This is a genomic window from Paraburkholderia flava (assembly GCF_004359985.1).
Lineage (GTDB): Bacteria > Pseudomonadota > Gammaproteobacteria > Burkholderiales > Burkholderiaceae > Paraburkholderia > Paraburkholderia flava.
This window is the reverse complement of sequence record NZ_SMRO01000002.1, coordinates 1,697,756-1,715,916: the sequence shown is the minus strand read 5'-3', so window position 1 is coordinate 1,715,916 and position 18,161 is coordinate 1,697,756. Positions and strand designations below refer to the sequence as shown.

The window sequence follows — 18,161 nt, the reverse complement described above, 5'->3', positions numbered from 1 at the left end:
AACCTGAGTTCGCCGCTGCTTTGGAGACATCATGAGCTTGCCCGGCCAGTCCGCCGCCACGAAACCCAAAGGACGTCAGCCTTTCTATCGCGACCTGTCGTTCCAGGTCCTCGCCGGCATGGCGTTGGGTATCGTCACGGGCTATTTCTTCCCGGAGTTCGGCGTGAACCTGCAGCCCGTCGGCGACGCGTTCATCCGCATCATCCAGATGCTGATCGGGCCGATCATCTTTTGTACCGTCTGCAGCGGCATCGCAGGCGTCAACGACGTCAAGAAGGTCGGCCGCGTCGCGATCAAGGCGCTCGTCTATTTCGAAGTGGTGACGTCGCTGGCACTGGTGATCGGTCTCGTCGTCATCAACGTGCTGAAGCCCGGCGTCGGCATGAACGTCGACATGCACAGCGTGCATTCCGCCGCCGTCGATGCGTACGTCGCGAAAGCCCATCACGTCGTCACGACCAGCGAATTCCTGCTGAACGTGATTCCGCACACGGCGATCAGCGCGTTCGCCGGCGGCGATGTGCTGCAGGTGCTGTTTTTCTCGGTGCTGTTCGCGTTCGGACTCGCCGCCATCGGCGAACGTGCGAAGCCGGCGCTGAACCTGATCGACGCGGTGTCGGGCTCGCTGTTCTGGGTCATCGGCCTGACGATGAAGATCGCGCCGCTCGCCGCATTCGGTGCAATCGCGTTCACGGTCAGCAAGTTCGGCTTCGGCACCCTGCTCTCGCTCGGCAAGCTCGTGCTCGAGTTCTATCTGACGTGTGCGCTGTTTATCCTGCTGATCCTGTGGCCGATCGCCAAGGTCAACGGTTTCAGCCTGCTGCGGTTGATCCGCTACATCGGCGCGGAGCTGCTGCTCGTGATCGGTACCAGTTCGTCGGAAACGGTTTTTCCGCAACTGATCGACAAGCTCGAACGGCTCGGTTGCGAGAAATCTGTCGTGGGTCTCGTGCTGCCGACCGCGTACACGTTCAATCACGACGGTACATGCCTCTACTTCGCCGCTGCGGCCGTGTTTCTCGCGCAGGCCACCAATACGCCGATGAACTGGCACGACCAGATTGTGTTGCTCGCCGTACTGCTGCTGACGTCGAAAGGCGCAGCAGGCGTGTCCGGTGCGGCGATTGCCGTGCTGGCCGCGACGCTCGCCGCGTCGAACACGATCCCGGTGGAATCGATCGCGCTGATTCTCGGGATTCACAAGGCGATGTCCAGCGCGTTCGTGTTCACCAATATCGTCGGCAACAGCGTGGCGACGATCGTCGTCGCGAACTGGGAAAAGGCGCTCGACCGGGTCGCGCTGCGACGCGAGTTGAAAACAGGTTTTCGGCCGGTCGACACAGCGCCTAACCGGCTTCATCAGACAAGCGGCAGTCAGGTAGGCCACTAGCGGTACACGTCTCGCGGCAGGCACAGCGTGCCGCGAAAAACGAAGACAAGCAGATCCAGAAGTCCATGTATTAATTAGTCATACGAATGATGTGGCGAATTTTCATCAAGCCACACGTTCCACGACATACAACACTAAATCGGAGACCCGTGATGAGAAAGACGGCTTGGAGAGCCATTGGAGTGGGATTGTCGGCCGCGGCCGGCACGCTGGGTGCGGTGCCCGCACACGCGCAGTCGAGCGTTCAGCTCTACGGCACGGTAGACGGCGGCGTGCGCTATCAGACGAATGCAGCAAAAGGCGGCGGCACGGTGGTCACGATGAATTCGAACGGCTACTACAGTTCGAACAAACTCGATTTCCGCGCGAAAGAAGACCTGGGCGGCGGCTGGAACGCGCACTTCCTGCTCGAGAGCGGTTTCAATCTCGGCAACGGCCAGTACGACAACACGACAGGAACGGAATTCAACCGCCAGGCGTTCGTCGGCATCGGCCACAGCAAATACGGCTCGCTGGACATGGGCCGTCAGTACACGATCTCGCACGACATCATCAGCATCTACGATCCGTACGGTTTCCACTTCACGCCGATCATTCCGTTGACCACCGCATCGGACGGCACGCGCAACAACAACGACGTGAAGTACAAGAACGTCGTCGGTCCGCTGCTGTTCGAGGTCGACAATTCGTTCGGCGGCGTGGCCGGCGATTTCAGCAGTGGCTCCACGCGCGCAGTCGGTATCAGCTATACCCAGGGACCGATGGGCGTCGGCGGGGTGTACGGGCATCGCAACATCCTGACCGGCACGAACTATCTCGGCGACACTTACTACATGGTCGGCGCGGGTTATCGCATTGGCCCGGTGCGTCTGTCGGGCGGCTTCATGTCGGAGGATCTGCAGAATCCGGCGGCCGCGCATCAGGTGACCAACAATGGCTTCGGCGGTCTGTCGTGGACCATCACGCCGGTGCTCGTGTTTCGCGGCGCGTACTACCAGACCACGGTATCGAACGACAAGGCGAGCCGGCGCGGGCTGTCGGTGCTGTCGCTCGCGTATCTGCTGTCCAGGCGCACGACGCTCTACAGCGAATTCGACTACACGTCGTATAAACACGCGACGGTCAGCACACTCAATCCGGCCGGCGTGTCGAGTCAGACCGCGTTCACCGTCGGTCTCGACGTGCTGTTCTAGCGCATCCTTCGCATCGACGTTGCACGACGATGCGAGACGCGTCATCCTGTCGATTCCTCCGAGCCTTTCGAGCCCAATGCGGCGGGAGATCGACAGATGAACCGGCTACTGGAAATCCGCACCTATCGTCTCAAGCCCGGCAGGCTGCAGCAGTTTCATGCAGCGATGCGGGACGAGGCGGTTCCGATGATCCGCGCGCGTGGGATGGATGTCGTGTGTCACGGACACTCGGATCATGAAAGCGAGAGCTACTACCTGGTGCGGGCTTATGCGGATCGTCCATCGCTGGAAGCGGAGCAGAACGCTTTCTACAATTCCGTCGAATGGATCGACGGCCCGCGCAAGGCGCTGATCGTGCACATCGAGACGTATCTGAACACCTTGCTATGGGCGTCCGACGATGCAGTTGCCAATATGCGGACGCTCAATCCTCCACCACAAAGCTAGCGCGTCACAGCAGCGAAATCCCCTCGGCTTTCGCAAGCGCACTCGTGCGACTTCTCACGCCGAGCTTCGTAAAGATGTTGTGAAGATGCCATTTGATCGTGGCCTCGGACAGAAAGAGGTTCTGCGCGATCTCGCGATTACCGAGCCCCGCCTTCAAGAGACGCAAAATCTTGCGTTCGCGTTCGGTCAGCGTGTCGACGGGTGCGCGTTCGCCGGATGCAGGCGATACGTCGTGCACTTCCACGCGACGGCCCGCCCCGCTCAACAACCGATGCAGGTAGCTCGGCGGAATCGATTGACCGCTGTCCGCGTGCAAGGACGTCCGCGTGCCGGCGAACGACTTCATCATGTGAGGCACCGCAGGATCGACATCCAGGAGACTGCGCTGAAGTCCGCAGCGAGCGGCAATCTGCAGCGCCTCGTCGAGCGTGCGCAACGCTTCCTGCGCGCGCTCGGGATTGCGATACTGATAAGCCGCCCTTAGCACCAGCAGCCTCGCGAGTTGAGCCTTGTGCCCGTTGTGCTGCGCGCGGCGCACCGCATCCGCAAGAAGACCCAGCGCCTCGCTACCGACACGACGCGCAAGCCGCAGACGCAGCACCAGCAGTTCCACACTGTCTTCGCGTACCACGCCCACATCAGGCTCGACGACATGCCCGCCGGGATACTCGACGAATCCATATGAATGCGCGAGCCGCAGTGCCTCGTCGAACGATCCGGTTGATAACCGCAGCACGCAGCGTTCCGCGGACAGCAGGCGCACGAGACGCGGCAGCCGCAGACGATGGCCGAGCGATTCACCTTCGAGCAGACAGACGTCGGCGCCGACCATATCGCCGCGCAACCGCAGCAGCCGCGCCCGGGTCAGATAGCCGGAGAGGCTCATGTCCGCGAGACCGTGCTCGTCCATGAACGGGCGGCCCAGGTCGAGGTAGCGTTGTGCCTGTTCCAGCTCGCCTAGTTCGTAGCAGATGTCCGCCGCGAGCAACGTCAGCATCGAGCCCGCATACGAAGCGACGCCGAGCTTCTGCTCGACTCTCGCGAGACCGTGCCGCGCATGTTCGAGTGCTTGCGGAAAATCGCCCTGACGCATCGCGATCAACGTCGTCAGCGCGCTGGCCCATGCGAGCCCGTACTCCGCTCCGCATTCTGTGAACGCACGTCGCGCGATGGCCAGTGCCTGAATGCCTTTTTCGAAATCGTCGGTGACGCAGCAACCGGCAGCCAGCACGTTGGCTACGACACCGGTTGGAAATGCGGCTGCGCGCGGCCATTCGTTCAGCCATGCGGCGCTGGTCGTGCGGGCCAGCAGTGCCTGATCCGACAGCGCGTAGTACACGCAGCGGATCATCTCCACTTCGCTGCGCACGTCGCCGCCCTCTTCCGTGACATGCATTTTTTCTAGCGCGTTGAGTTCGGCATCGGCTTCCGCGTAGCGACGCGTGAGCACCAGCGACCACGCATGTCCGGTCCGGATTCTCGGCCGCACGTCGACCATCGTCTGGGGCAGCCGCGAGAACCAGTTCAGTAACGTCCCATGTTCGCCACGGTATTGCACGAGTTCCGACGAAAACTCGGCGACGAGATCGGCCGCATGCGCGATGTCGCCGGATTCGAACGCATAGCGCACGGCCTCGTGTGGCAGATGATGGCGCATGAACCAGTGGCTCGCACGCAGACAGATGGCTCGCGCAGCATCGCCGTTGCGCTGCTGGTTGCGTCCGCGCAGGTAGTCCGCGAACAGATGGTGATAACGAAACCACGTGCGCGTTCGATCGAGACCGGACAGGAACAGGTTGCGGCTCTGCACTTCGCCGAGCATCGTGTGACTGTCGGATCGTCCTCGCACTTCGTCGCATAGCGGAGCGCAGAAGCGGTCGAGCACGGCGGTATCGAGCAGAAAATCCCGCAGATCGGCGGACAGGCTGTCCAGCACCTGTTCGCCCAGATAGTCGGTGATGTCGCGATCGGAGCCGGAGAAATCGGCGAGAAAGGTACTCTTGTCGTCGCTCTCGCGTAACGCCAGCGATGCGAGCTGTAAACCCGCGACCCATCCTTCGGTACGCCGGTGCAGCGCTTCGAGCTGCGGTGCTTCGAGCACGGTGCCGCTCACGCGTTGCACGAGATCGGCGGCTTCGTCGACATCGAGGCCGAAGTGCGCGCCGTCAAGTTCGAGCAGATCGTCCTGCAACCGCAGCTTGCTGACCGACAGCGGTACACGCGTGCGGCTCGCGACCACGATCGACACCGTCGACGGCAAGTGGCCGATCAACCATTCGAGCCGGTTATGCACGTTTTCGTCGTGCAGCAGATGGAAATCGTCGAGCACCAGCAACAGCCGCTCTTTGTGCGCGGTCAGATCGTGCAGCAACGACGCGACGATCGAATCGAGCGACACCATCGTGCCGCCCTGCGTTTGCGCGAGCACACCGCGTCCCAGTTCCGGGTCCGCGCGATGCAGCGCGGCCGCCATATAGCGCATGAAGCGCAGCGGGTCGTTGTCTTCCAGATCGAGACTGAGCCACGCGCTGCGAATGCCGAGCCCGTCGAGCTGCGCGACGAACTGCGCGAGCGCGGTCGTCTTGCCGTAACCCGCAGGCGCTGCGATGCAGACGAGCCGTTTCGTCAGACTCGCATGCAGCATCGACGAGAGCCGGAAACGCGCCAGCAGCCGCTCGCCGAGTTGCGGCGGCGAGAGCTTGGAGTCGATCAGCGCGGCATCCGCAGTGGCCGTTCCGATCGCGTTGACCGATGCGCTCGCCATGACGGTGCTCAAAACATGAACCCACCGCTGCAGACGACCACCTGACCGCTGATGTAATTGGACTCGGGCAAGCAGAACAGATAAACGGCCCCGGCCGCTTCTTCCGGCGTCCCGGCACGGCCCAGTGGAATGCCGCTTTCCATCGACTTCATCACGTCGGGATTCACACCGACCTTGATCTCGCGACCTTCGACCTGGATCGCGCCAGCCCCCGCAGCGGCTTCGGTCAAACGCGTGCGGATCAGACCGAACGCGACGCTGTTCACGTTGACCTTGAAGCGGCCCCACTCCTTCGCCATCACACGCGTCATCCCGTTGACGCCGGCTTTCGCCGCGCCATAACCGAGTTGGCCCGTATTCCCGCCCACGCCCGCAAGCGACGAAATATTGACCACCTTGCGAAACACCTCACGCCCCTCATCCGCTTCCTTTTTCGCGGCCTGACGAATCACGTCGGAAGCTGCGCGCAGGATGCGAAACGGTGCGGTCATATGCACGTCGATCATCGCGTACCACTGCTCGTCGGTCATCTTCTGCACGACGTTGTCCCACGTGTAGCCCGCGTTGTTGACGATGATGTCGACACCGCCGAACGTATCGACTGCCGATTGCACGAAGCGATTGCCGAAATCCGTGTCGACGACACTGCCCGCACACGCCACCGCATCGGAGCCGATTGCACGGATCGCGGTCACGGTTTCGTCGGCGAGCGCTGCGTCGAGATCGTTGACGACGATCCGCGCACCATCGCCCGCGAGCTTCAACGCAATTTCCCGGCCGATACCGCGACCCGAACCGGTGATGAGCGCCACCTTGCCGTCCAGCTTCTTCATGCGAATGCTCCTTCTGGTGACAGCACAAAATCCCTGACGACACGGCCCGCTTCGGCGGCTTCGGAAATCAGGAACAGGTGCCCATCGTTGAATACGTGCAACCGGCTGTTGCGGATCAGACTGTTCAGCACTTTCGCATTCACGAGCGGAATGACAGGATCGTCGTCCCCGCTCATGATCAACGTCGGCTGACGGAGCAGCGGCAGCCACGGCAGGCTCGTCCATCCGGCGAGCGCGGCCTGTTGCAGCAGATAACCGCGCTTGCTGGTCTTTCGAAACGCGTCGATCGACGTCGCGCCGGTGCGTGCCTTGCCGCCGTAGATTTCGCCTGCGATGGTCTGCCGATAGTCGGGATCGTTGTGTCGACGTGCCGTGAAAAATTTCGCGAGCACGGACAGCTTGCCGGGCACCATCAACACGCCTTGCGACGTCGCAGCAAGAATCAGTCGACGGCAACGCGTCGGGTTCTGCAACGCGAACTGCTGCGCGAGCGCTCCGCCCCACGACACGCCGAGCGCATCGACCTGGTCATAACCAAGTTCCGTCAGCAGCCGGCCAGCGAGCATCGCGAGCATCCACATCCGGTACGGCACTGGTGGCTGCGACGATTCGCCGACGCCAGGCACATCGAACGCAATCACTTCGACGTCGCCCATCGCATCGGCAAACGGCACGAGCAGTTCGAGGCTCGCGCCGATTCCGTTGAACAGGATCAGCGGTGTATGCGCGCGGTCGCCGGGCCAGACAGCGGCGCGGATGGTCGTGCCGTACACGTTGACCTGGCGAATGTTCATCTCGCGGACCGACGTGTTCCGCACGAGTTTCATCGTATCGGTGCCCATGATTTCCTTAGCCGCGCTCGTGAACGTAGGTGCCCGGTGCGGGGCACAACGGAGGGAACGCATCGTTGCCTGGCTGCGCGGGCGCATCGACCAGTTCGCCCGCACGCTCGCGAGTCCACTCGACGCCATGCGCCCACCAGCTGCCGCTGTGACGCGTGGATTTCTCCAGCCATTGCTCAGGGGTGCCGGACAGATCGGAACCGGTCGAGAAACTGGCCTTCGGGTTATCCGGCGGACAGACGATCGTCTGCACATGACCGCTGTTGCCGAGCACGAACTGGCTGCGCGGACCGAGCAGCTGCGCGCTGCGGTAAACGCTTTGCCATACGCACAGGTGATCGTTTTTCGCACCGAGCACGTAGCTGTCGATGTCGAGGTCCGCGACGTCCGCGATCGGCGTATCGCGCACGATCATCGCGCCGTCGGTGACGAATGGATTGCTCTCGACGACCGCGCTGAAGTCGTGATTGAACTGTGCCGTCATGCCGGTGCCGTCGCCGTTCCAGTACATCACGTCGAATGCGGCGGGCGTTTCGCCCATCAGATAGTTATTCACCCAGTAACTCCAGATCAGCTCGTTCGAGCGCAGCATCGCGAACAGCAGCGTGAATTCGCGTGCGCTGATGCGGCGGCTGCGCTGCGCTTTCTTCATCAATCCGCCCTTGCGGCTTGCGGACGATTGCTGATCCATCAATGCGCCGATCGTCGGTGCAGACGACAGTGCGGTCATGTCGAGCGGCGACACAACGAGCAGCAGGCTGTTGATCTTGCGCTGCTTCGTCGCCGCGTAATAACCTGCCATCGACACCGCCACAGGACCCGCACCGCAGACTGCCCACAGGTTCACATCATCGGAACCGCTGATTGCGCAACTCGTGTCGATCGCCGTGTCGATCGCATCCTGGTAGTCGGGCATTCCCCAACGGTCGTGACGCTTCTGCGGATTGCGCCACACCATCACGAACACGGTGAAGCCGTTCTGCACGTAGTACTCGAGGATGCTGCGCCCCGGCGCGAGATCGAAGATGTAGTACTTGTTGACGATCGACGGCACGACCAGCAGCGGACGCCGATGCACCTGCGGTGTTTGCGGTGCGTACTGGATCAGCTCGAACATTTCGGTGCGCAGCACGACGGAGCCCGGCGTCATCGCCAGATTGCCGCCGACTTCAAACGCCTTCTCGTCAACCTGCGACGGAATCGGCCGCCGTTGACGAATGTCGCCGAGCAGATTGCCGGCACCGCGCAGCAGGCTCATCCCGTTCGTTTCGCGCGCACGGCGCAACGCCTTCGGGTTGCCGAGCAGAAAATTACTCGGTGCCACCGCGTCGCCGATCTGGCTCAGCAGAAACTGCGCGCGTTCGTCGAGCTGCGAGATCTGCGCGTAGTCGGTCATCGATTTGCGCAGCGCCAGGTAGCTCTGCAGCAGGCCGGAATACAGCGTGCTGTGCTCCCACGCTTCGTCGGTGAAGCGGCGATCGCCGGGTTCGGTGGCGAGACGCGTGCTGCCTGTCGCGACCTTGCCCAACGTGCTCCAGAAACCCAGCGTCGCATCGAGCAACGCGAACGGACGCGTGATCGCGCGGCTCGTGAGTTTGCTTGCCGTGCCCCATAGATCGGACGGACGGAAATCGCCGAGCAGGTTCTGGCCGAGCACGTTGTCGGCGGTGCGTTCGGGCGTTTCCTTCGGTGCCGCTGTTTGTGAGGCTTGCGCCGATGCTTTAGCGTTTTTCGTTCCGGCGCTCGTCTTGCTCGCCGTCGACCGGGCCCGGGTCGTGGTCATCTGGCCGCTCCTGTTTTCAATGATTGCAGTGGGTCAGGTTTTCGACCATCGCGCTACCCAGCGCACCGGCAGACGGCCCAGTTCCGCTTCGGTCTGCGCGATCAGCGCGCCCCGGTTCTCGACATCGGCGAGCACGACGGTGACGTGCGATTCGAGTCCCAGCTTCGGATGCGGCCGCACGTCGACGTCGACTTTCGCGGCACTCCCACATACGCGTTGCACCGTGTCGGTCAGCGCCTTCGCGATCGCCATCTCGCGCAACGCGGGCTTGAAGATCTTGTTGACCGCGGTGAGCGGCATCGCTTCGAGTACGAGCACCTGGACCGGTATTGCCGCGCGTTCGGTGATTGCGCTGCGCGCATGCGTCAGCAGTTCCTCCGCGCTCGCATGCGTACCGGCGCGCAGCGTGACGTAGGCCATCGGCAGTTCGCCCGCATGTCCGTCGGGAATGCCAACGGCGGCGGCGATGTCCACGGCGGGATGCCGCATCAGACCTTCCTCGATCATCGCGGGGTCGATGTTGTGGCCGCCTCGGATGATCAGATCCTTCGCACGTCCGGTGAGCCAGAAATAGCCGTTCGCGTCGCGACGTCCGAGGTCACCGGTATTGAGCCAGCCGTCCGCGAGACAGACGTTCTTGTTGTCGCTGGCCTTCACGTAGCCGGAAAACACATACGGGCCGCGCAGTACCACCGTGCCGATCTCGTCCACATCGCATTCGCGATCGATCTCGCCTTGCGGATGCAGCTGGACGATCTTCATTTCCTGATACGGCAGACGCAAACCGATCGAACCGATCGGCCGTTCGCCGTCGCGCGGATTGATCGAGCTCACGCAGGTGGCCTCGGTCATCCCGTAGCCTTCGAGCAGTTTCAGGCCGGATGCGCGCTCGAAACGCTGGAACAGTTCGGGCGACAGCGGCGCCGCGCCGCAGATCGCGAAGCGCAGCGAACTCAGATCGACGCCGTCGCGTGGCACGTTCAGCAGCGCGGACAACACCGTCGGAACCGCGCTGAACAGCGTCGCGCGATAGCGCTGCACCGAGCGCCAGAACGACGCCTGAGTCTTCGGGCTGCGATAGCCTGCGTCGGACAGCAGCACGACATGTGCACCGACGCTGAACGGCGCGAGCCCGGTCACCATCATCGCGTTCGAATGGAACAGCGGCAGGCCGCACAGCACGGTGTCCTGCGGTCCCATGTCGACCGCAGACGTTACGCCCCACGCATTCGCCGATTCGTTGAAGTGACTGCGACGCGCGAGCTTCGGCGTCCCGGTCGTGCCGCCCGTGTGAAAGTACGACGCGATGTCGCTGCCGTGCGCTTCCGGGCGACGGAATTGCGGCTCGGTCGGCTGCTTCGCCAGCCACGCGTCGAAATCCTGCGCCCACTCGGGACACGCATCGATCCCGCCGATGCGCACGATCGCCTCGAGACTCGGCACGTGCGCGCGCAGCGCTTCGACTTTCTCCCACACGCCAGCGGTAGTCTGGCGCCCGAGCGCAACCAGCACGCGCGTCCCAGCCGCATTCAGAATGCCGGCGATGTGATCGACTTCGAGAAACGGGTTGATCGGATTGACGATGCCGACCGCTTCTGCGCCCCACAGCGTGAAATGCGTTTCCGGCAGATTGGGCAGCATGTAGGACACGACGTCGCCCCGCTGCACACCCAGGCCGTGCAGCGCGTTGGCGACCTGCGTGATCCGCGCGAGCAGCATCGCATACGTGTAGCGCTGCTCGCCGTCGTCGGGGTCGCCGGTGGGGACGAACGTGATGGCCGTGGCCATCGGTGCGTTCGCGGCCTGGCGCGCGATCGCCGCGTAGCTCGAGATCGGGCGTTCGAGCCGGTCCGCGAGCGGCACGCGCTCGAGCAAGTCGATGTCGACCTGGTCGCGCAGAGGGGGACGTGTGGTGGTCATCGCGATGCGTCCGCTTTAATCGTGCATCGTGAGGATCGGCTCGCGAACGAGACCGAACGCACGCAACTGCCCAAGCAGCTCCCGATGCCCGAACGCCTGGCAACCTGACGCGAAGCCGACTTTCTTCGGCGGCGTCTGCAGCAGCGACAGCGCGGCATAGGCCTGCAGCAACCCGGTCTGCTTGTAGTTGCTGTTGCCGTGAATCACGCAATGCGCGCGACCGAGCGGCCCCGATGCATAGACCGAATCGATCGAACGGTTGATCCGCGGATTCTCGCGCGGCGGCATGCTGCTCTGAACCGATGCGGCGACCTTGGCGAGTTCCGCTTCCTGCTGATCCATCGGCAGCGTCTTGATCTGCTCCTCGTACAGCTTCACGGTCGCAATCACGCCTTGCATCACTTCGCGTGCGAACACGCCGGCGGCAACCTTCACGTTGGCCACACGCGGATCGTCCTTGAACCACACCGGATGACACGTGCCGCCCCACGGAAGCGCGATCCCCAATCCATGCTGGCCGGGAATCACGACGTCGAACTTCGTCGACAGCGGCCACTCCTTGTACTGGTTCTGCTCCAGGTAGTACCACTTCGCTTTCAGGATCGTGAAGATGGTCGCCACCGATGCCGTCGTCGGAAAACCGCCGAACATCGCCAGGATATCGAGCGTGTCGAGCCCCGGTGTCTCCAGGCAGATTTGCGCGGCGATCTCGCTCGTCGTGTACATATGCGCAATGCCCGGCGACAGCAGCAGTCCCTTCTGCGCGTATTGCTCGCCCCACTTCTCTTTTGCGAGCATCACCCAGTCCTGTTCGCCGGTCGTGTCGGAGTAGTGGCAACCGGCGGCCAGGCTGGCCTCCACCACTTCCGGACCGTACTTGATGAACGGCCCGACCATGTTGCTGACGAACTTCGTGCCGCTGAACAGCTCGGTCAACGCGTCGACGTTGTGCTCGACGCCGACCACTTCGTAGTCGGCGGTTTCGATGCCCGGAATCTTTTCGACGACGGCCTGCACTCTCGCCTTGTCGCGTCCGGCTGCGATGAACGGAATGTTGTATTCCCGCAGATATTCGCAAACCAGACGTCCTGTGTAGCCGGATACGCCATAGACGACTACCGGTTTTTTTGTTGCGCTCATGTTTGCGTCTCCTGAGTAGAGGTAATGGGCTTGCGTGACGGTCAGAGCAGCGACGAGCTGACGCCGCCGTCGATGACGAACGCGCCGCCATTGCAGAAACTGGATCGATCGGATGCGAGGAACACGGCGAGTCTCGCGATCTCGTCTTCCTTGCCGTAGCGGCCCTGCCGTTGTGCGATCACCGCGTCGAAATCGGGAATGCCGAGCTGCTGTTCGAACTCGTGCTTGTGCGACGTGACGAGTTCCGTCGCGATGAACGACGGCAGGATCGCGTTAGTGCGAACGTTGTGCGCGCGCAGTTCGACGGCCGCCGTTTTCGCGATCGACACGACGCCCGCTTTCGAAGCCGCATAGCTGCCGATCAGCGCGCACGCCGCTTTGGCGGTGACCGACGACATGATCACGATCTTGCCGCCGCCGTTGCGAATCAACGCGGGTGCTGCATAGCGCACGCACAGGAACACGCCGTCGAGATTCACCGACGTCACCGCGCGCCACTGTTCGAGACTCTGTTCCGCGAGCGGCGCGACCACCGCCACGCCGGCGTTGGGCACCATGATGTCGAGCTTGCCGTGCCGCTCGACGGTGATGGAGATCATCGCCTGAACCTGCGCGGGCTCGCGCACGTCGCAGGTAATCGCGCTCGCACGCGGCAGCGATCGCGCGACTTTCTCGGCGGCGACGCCGTCGATATCGGAGACGACCACTGTCGCACCTTCCGCAGCGTAGGCGCGCGCAATCGCTTCGCCAAGCCCGCGTCCGCCGCCGGTGACGATGGCCACCTTGTTCTTGAGGAGCATCGTGTCGTGGTTCATAGCAGGCTCGCGGACATGCCGCCGTCAAGGAGGAAATCGGTGCCGGTCGTGAACGACGCGGCATCGGACGCAAGATAGGCGACCGCTTCGGCAACCTCGACCGTCGTACCGAGACGGCCCTGCTTCAGCGCGACGAGATCGGAGAACGGCACACCGACCGCCGCTTCGACCGTCGGGATCAACCGCTCGACCATCGCGGTGCCGACGAAGCCGGGACACACCGCGTTGACGCGGATCCCTGTCGGACGCAACTCGGCGGCGGCCGTGCGCGTCAACTGGATCACCGCGGCTTTCGACGCGGCATACGCGCCGAACAACGGCACGCCGTTCGTGCCCGCCAGCGACGACATGTTGACGATCACGCCACGCCCCGACGCGAGCAGCGCCTGCGCGCTGTGCTTCATGCCGAGAAATACGCCGGTCACGTTGATCCGCATCAGACGTTCGAACTCTGCTTCGCTGTGTTCGAACAGCGGCTTCACGATTTCGATGCCGGCGTTGTTGACGAGGGTGTCCATTGCGCCGAACGCGGCGACCGTGGCAGCGACCGCGCGATCGAAATCGGCGGCGACGGTCACGTCGCAGCGTATCGAGCGCGCCTGGGCTCCGAGTTCCGCGGCCGTGCGGGCTGCGCCGGCTTCGTCGATGTCGGCGATCATCACCTGCGCGCCGCGTTCGACGAAGAGCCCGGCGATAGCCTTGCCCAGACCTTGAGCGGCACCCGTGACGAGAGCCTTTCGGCCCGTTAGTTCGATCACGTGCTGTCTCCTTTGTTTAAGATGTGTTCCGCTAGTGGGAACTAGCGGTCATTCAACCGCGCTAAACGTTGTGTGCCGCCCATCTAAAGATGGGTTTTTTCTGCTGCGGCGCCGCGACCTGGGTCTGATGGTTCGTTGACCGCTAGTCCCGGCGGTACATCGTGACGACGCACGCGCCGCCGAGCCCGATGTTGTGCTGCAGGGCGACGCGCGCGCCGTCGACCTGCCTTGGGCCCGCTGTCCCGCGCAGTTGCCACACGAGCTCCGTGCACTGCGCGAGACCGGTCGCACCCAACGGATGCCCCTTCGAAAGCAGCCCACCCGATGGATTCGTCACCACGCGGCCGCCATACGTGTTGTCGCCGTCGACGATGAATTTCTCAGCGCCGCCTTCCGGACACAGACCCAGCGCCTCGTAACTCAACAGTTCGTTGGTCGTGAAGCAGTCGTGCAGTTCGACGACCTGCACGTCTTGCGGTCCGATGCCCGCCGATTCGTACACCTGCCGCGCCGCGCGTGCGGACATGTCGTAACCGACCATGCGGGTCATCGACGGCGGCGTGAAACTGCTCGGGTAATCGGTCGTCATCGACTGTGCGGCGATGTAGACCGGATCGCGGGCGCCGTGACGTCGCGCGAAATCGTCCGAGCACAGCACGGCCGCACCCGCGCCGCACGTCGGTGGGCAGCATTGAAAGCGGGTCAACGGATCGAACACTTCTTCCGACTGCATCACCTGTTGAAGGTCGAGCTTCTCGCGGAACAACGCATTCGGATTGCGGCTCGCGTGCTCACGCGCCTTCACCGAGATCATCCCGAACGTCTCGCGCCGGATGCCGTAACGCGCCATGTATTCGCGCCCCGCTCCGCCGAACATCTGCGCGGCCAGCGGATCGGTCGACGGTCCCTGCACCTGATCGACCACGCGGATATGCAGACTCAATGGCGTTTCACGATCGTCGAATTTCGCGGTCAATGCGCCGCGCGACATCTGTTCGAAGCCGAGCACCAGCACGCACTCGGCCGCGCCGCTCTCCACCGCCTGACGCGCAAGCCACAGCGCGGTGGAGCCTGTCGAACAGTTGTTGTTGACGTTGACGACCGGCACTCCAGTCAGGCCGATCTCATACACAGCACGCTGACCGCAGGTGGAATCTCCGTAGACGTAGCCCGCGTAAACCTGATCGACCTGCGCATACTGGACACCTGCATCGGCGAGCGCGGTGCGACCCGCGTCGCTCGCCATCTGGTAGTACTGCGGACTCGCGCCCGGCTTCGTGAACGGAGTAATCCCAACCCCGATGATGTTGACGCGACGACCCATAAGTGATCCTTAATTCCTAGAAGATTTTCATTAAACGGAGCTGCACGCTGTACTCGTTCTTGAAGCCCCCTTCCGTCGCGACCGCTTTGCCGAGCATGCCGGACAGCTGCCATGTCGGCGTGAGCATGTGGCTCGCGAACAGACGGATCTGGCTGGAACTTGTCTCCTGGTCGTTGTAGACATCGTTGATGTATTGCTTGCCGCCGAAATACCCCGCGTACCCGAACGAAACCGATGACGCTGCCGAGAGCTGGTAACGCAGGTACGTCTGCAATTCGATCGATGGGTGAACCGAAATATGCTGACCGGCGTTGTTGTGTCCGGTCTGGACCGCGACGTCGAGCGAGCCGTCGAAGAAGAGGCTGTGTCCGAGGCCTTGAATCAAACCGAGCTGCGGCGTGAACGTCACGGCACCGGCCCCCAGGTTCGCCGCACCGACGTTGTACCGGCCGGTGGGAAGCGACACATAGCTGGTCAGCCCGACGGTCGTGCCGTAGTTCGGATCGGGGCGGTTCACGAGGAACGCGGTGAACCCGAGCGTCAGATCGCCGAGACCGTTGTTCGTCTGTAACGGCGCACCGCCGACCTTCGCATCGGTCAGTTTTCCGAATGGCAGATACGCCTGATACGCGACGGGCATGCCGAAGAGCTGGTTGTAGTACAGCACCCGCGCGATGCCGACCGTCTGATCGATGCTCGAACCCGGAATGTTGCCCACGCCGTCGAGATGGAACGTGTTGCTCGGCGTATAACCCGCGTAAGCCAGCGCGAGCGTCGTTCCGGGAGGCAGGATCGTGTAGTCGCCCGGATAGATGTCGATCGCATACGCCGATTTCGTGATCGCCAGCATGCCGGCCAGAACGATCGAAGGGCGCAGCGATTTCGTTGTCATTTTCATGTCTCCCACCTTTATATTTAGTAAACCTAAGTTTGTTGGCTGATTTTTTTATCGACTACCTGATTCTTCTGTCTCAGGACGATCCGGGTTGGTTGCTGTCAGAGATGCCCGGTGCTTTCCGCATCGGGCATGCGTTGCACCGATGCGTTACATGCCCATGCCGCCATCCACGGGCACGCCTGCGCCGGTGATGAAGCGCGCGTTGTCGGAACACAGGAAGACCACTGCATCGGCGACCTCGTCGACGGTGGCCAGCCGGCCGAGCGGCGTCTGCTCGACCACCGACGCGACCGCCGCGCCGACGTCGGCTGCCAGGCCGTTCGTCACGATGTCGGTGGCGAGCTTCATGCCCATGTCGGTCGGAATGAGACCGGGATAAACGCAGTTGACGCGCACGCCGTAGCCGAGCTTGCCGGCTTCCATCGCCGCGACCCGCGTCATCCGGTCGACGGCGGACTTGGTCGCCGAATAGCCGGCGATCGCGGGAAACGCGATGGTCGCCGCCACCGACGAAATGTTCACGACCGCACCGCCCTGCCCCGATGCGCCACCGGGGCGCATGCTGCGAAACGCGTGCTTCATGCCGAGCCCGACGCCGACGATGTTGACCTCGCACATGCGACGCAAGTCTTCGGCGCGCAGATCCGCGATCAGCGATGTGATTTCGATGCCGGCGTTGTTGATCAGGATGTCGAAGCCGCCGAGTTGCGCATTGACTGCGGCGACGGCGCGTTCCCACTGCGCGTCGTCGGTGACGTCGAGCAGGACCGAACCGGTCTTGCCGCCGATCGCCGCCAGTGTCTCAGCGGTTTCTTTCGCGAGATCGGCGAGGACGTCGCCGATCACCACGTCGGCACCTGCATTCGCCAACGCCTGCGCGATCGATGCCCCGATGCCGCGTGCGCCACCCGTCACCAGCGCCTTGCGCCCGGCGAGACTGTTGCTCTTCATCTGTCGTCCTCCCATCCCTGTTATGTGCCGCTCCGGGCAAACCATGGAATCCCTTCGGGAACCCCTGATCTGCCGACCGTTTCGCCAACTTTCTAACCAGATGTAAAGTTTATTTTTAACAAATGTTTGGATATTTCTAACCACATGTCAAGTTTTATCTTGACGAGCGGTTGGAGATTTCTTGACAGTTGGTTCGTTGCTACGCAAAATTGTAAGAATGCGAAGTGGATCTGGACACGTCGGGCGTCCGGGCGCTCGCACAACGAAGATCCGGGCGAATCGCGACGGTCGGCAGACAGGCGCGCAATGAGCACACAACAAGCAGGCACTGAGGGCACACGCGGAATGGCACAACGAGGCGACACCGAATCCGATCTGGCAGAGCTGCGCGGTCCGCGCGCGCGGCGGCTCCCTGCCGACAAATACGAAGCGAGGCGCGTCGAGCTGGCCGAAGCCGCGCTGGAAACGCTCGGCGAACTCGGCTACGCGAAGACCAGCCTGCGCGAGATCGCGCAGAAATCCGATTTCACGCACGCGGTCCTGCACTACTACTTCACCGACAAGCTCGACCTGATCCGCTGCAGCATCCGGCACTTCAAGGCGAGGTGCATCACGCGCTATGACGTGGTGACCGCCGAAGCGCAGACCTGCGAACAACTGATGGAAGGTTTTCTCGAGAAGCTCGCCGAAACGATCCGCGACGAACAGCAGATGCATTGCCTCTGGTACGACCTGCGATCGCAGGCGCTGTTCGAGGAGTCGTTTCGCGATGTCGTCAACGAGATCGACGAGAGTCTCGAAGACATGGTGTGGCGGATCGTCAAGCGCTATGCGGAACTCGGCGGAAAGCAGCCGACAGTCACGTCGAGCGTGGCCTACGCGTTACTCGACGGTTTGTTTCAGAAGCATCTGCTGCGTCATGTCTCGAAGGATCCCAACGCGATTCAACGTCTGCTCGACGAAGTACGCGACCTGCTTCCGAAGCTGACTGGAAATCGCTGAAAGAGCGATCGGCCGGACCTCACTTCGGACAGCGCATCCTGGCGCCCGCTCATTTCATCAGCACATTGACGAACGCGTCCTCCCCCAAAACGACGCAACGC

The 18,161-nt window shown here is 62.7% G+C and carries 15 protein-coding genes; 4 read left to right on the top strand and 11 right to left on the bottom strand.

Annotation, left to right across the window (positions count from 1 at the left end):
* Positions 1 to 31: 31 nt before the first annotated feature.
* The 3 genes from dctA (at position 32) to E1748_RS19130 (ending at position 3,030) form a co-directional block, all read left to right on the top strand.
* Positions 32 to 1,390: a C4-dicarboxylate transporter DctA gene (dctA, locus tag E1748_RS19140; protein ID WP_133648729.1), complete on the top strand. Its 1,359-nt coding sequence runs from the start codon at positions 32 to 34 to the stop codon at positions 1,388 to 1,390.
* Positions 1,391 to 1,542: 152 nt separating this feature from the next.
* Positions 1,543 to 2,583 carry a porin gene (locus tag E1748_RS19135; protein ID WP_133648728.1) on the top strand — a complete coding sequence of 347 codons (1,041 nt, stop codon included), beginning with the start codon at positions 1,543 to 1,545 and terminating at the stop codon, positions 2,581 to 2,583.
* A gap of 96 nt (positions 2,584 to 2,679) precedes the next feature.
* Positions 2,680 to 3,030 carry an NIPSNAP family protein gene (locus E1748_RS19130; RefSeq protein ID WP_133648727.1) on the top strand — a complete coding sequence of 117 codons (351 nt, stop codon included), beginning with the start codon at positions 2,680 to 2,682 and terminating at the stop codon, positions 3,028 to 3,030.
* A gap of 4 nt (positions 3,031 to 3,034) precedes the next feature.
* Here the strand turns inward: E1748_RS19130 and E1748_RS19125 are convergent, their stop codons facing one another.
* The 11 genes from E1748_RS19125 to E1748_RS19075 all read right to left on the bottom strand — a co-directional run bounded on the left by E1748_RS19125 (position 3,035) and on the right by E1748_RS19075 (position 17,058).
* Positions 3,035 to 5,794, bottom strand: coding sequence for a winged helix-turn-helix domain-containing protein (locus E1748_RS19125; RefSeq protein WP_133648726.1), 2,760 nt, complete (start codon positions 5,792 to 5,794; stop codon positions 3,035 to 3,037).
* A gap of 8 nt (positions 5,795 to 5,802) precedes the next feature.
* Positions 5,803 to 6,627, bottom strand: a complete 825-nt coding sequence (locus tag E1748_RS19120) for an SDR family NAD(P)-dependent oxidoreductase (protein WP_133648725.1) — start codon at positions 6,625 to 6,627, stop codon at positions 5,803 to 5,805.
* Positions 6,624 to 7,469 carry a poly(3-hydroxyalkanoate) depolymerase gene (gene phaZ / locus E1748_RS19115; protein ID WP_240766688.1) on the bottom strand — a complete coding sequence of 282 codons (846 nt, stop codon included), beginning with the start codon at positions 7,467 to 7,469 and terminating at the stop codon, positions 6,624 to 6,626. The genes E1748_RS19120 and phaZ overlap by 4 nt, the downstream gene beginning before the upstream one ends.
* Before the next feature lie 7 nt (positions 7,470 to 7,476).
* A complete protein-coding gene (locus E1748_RS19110) occupies positions 7,477 to 9,252 on the bottom strand; it encodes an alpha/beta fold hydrolase (protein WP_133648724.1) in 1,776 nt (591 codons plus the stop codon).
* A 33-nt stretch (positions 9,253 to 9,285) separates the two neighbouring features.
* Positions 9,286 to 11,172 (bottom strand): acyl-CoA synthetase, encoded by a 1,887-nt coding sequence (locus E1748_RS19105; RefSeq protein ID WP_133648723.1) that lies wholly within the window; start codon positions 11,170 to 11,172, stop codon positions 9,286 to 9,288.
* 15 nt (positions 11,173 to 11,187) lie between these two features.
* Positions 11,188 to 12,312, bottom strand: a complete 1,125-nt coding sequence (locus tag E1748_RS19100; RefSeq protein WP_133648722.1) for a DUF5938 domain-containing protein — start codon at positions 12,310 to 12,312, stop codon at positions 11,188 to 11,190.
* 41 nt (positions 12,313 to 12,353) lie between these two features.
* Entirely contained in the window at positions 12,354 to 13,127 is a 774-nt protein-coding gene (locus E1748_RS19095) for an SDR family NAD(P)-dependent oxidoreductase (protein WP_133648721.1), read from the bottom strand.
* Complete coding sequence (locus E1748_RS19090; RefSeq protein WP_133648720.1) at positions 13,124 to 13,885, bottom strand: SDR family NAD(P)-dependent oxidoreductase; 762 nt, start codon at positions 13,883 to 13,885, stop codon at positions 13,124 to 13,126. The genes E1748_RS19095 and E1748_RS19090 overlap by 4 nt, the downstream gene beginning before the upstream one ends.
* Positions 13,886 to 14,027: 142 nt before the next feature.
* Entirely contained in the window at positions 14,028 to 15,209 is a 1,182-nt protein-coding gene (locus tag E1748_RS19085; protein ID WP_133648719.1) for a lipid-transfer protein, read from the bottom strand.
* A gap of 16 nt (positions 15,210 to 15,225) precedes the next feature.
* The gene (locus tag E1748_RS19080; protein ID WP_133648718.1) at positions 15,226 to 16,107 is read right to left on the bottom strand and encodes a transporter; all 882 of its coding nucleotides are present in this window, start codon (positions 16,105 to 16,107) and stop codon (positions 15,226 to 15,228) included.
* A 147-nt stretch (positions 16,108 to 16,254) separates the two neighbouring features.
* The gene (locus E1748_RS19075; protein ID WP_133648717.1) at positions 16,255 to 17,058 is read right to left on the bottom strand and encodes an SDR family NAD(P)-dependent oxidoreductase; all 804 of its coding nucleotides are present in this window, start codon (positions 17,056 to 17,058) and stop codon (positions 16,255 to 16,257) included.
* A gap of 306 nt (positions 17,059 to 17,364) precedes the next feature.
* Between E1748_RS19075 and E1748_RS19070 the strand changes: the two genes are divergently transcribed.
* Positions 17,365 to 18,060, top strand: coding sequence for a TetR/AcrR family transcriptional regulator (locus tag E1748_RS19070; protein ID WP_240766687.1), 696 nt, complete (start codon positions 17,365 to 17,367; stop codon positions 18,058 to 18,060).
* Positions 18,061 to 18,161: the final 101 nt, after the last annotated feature.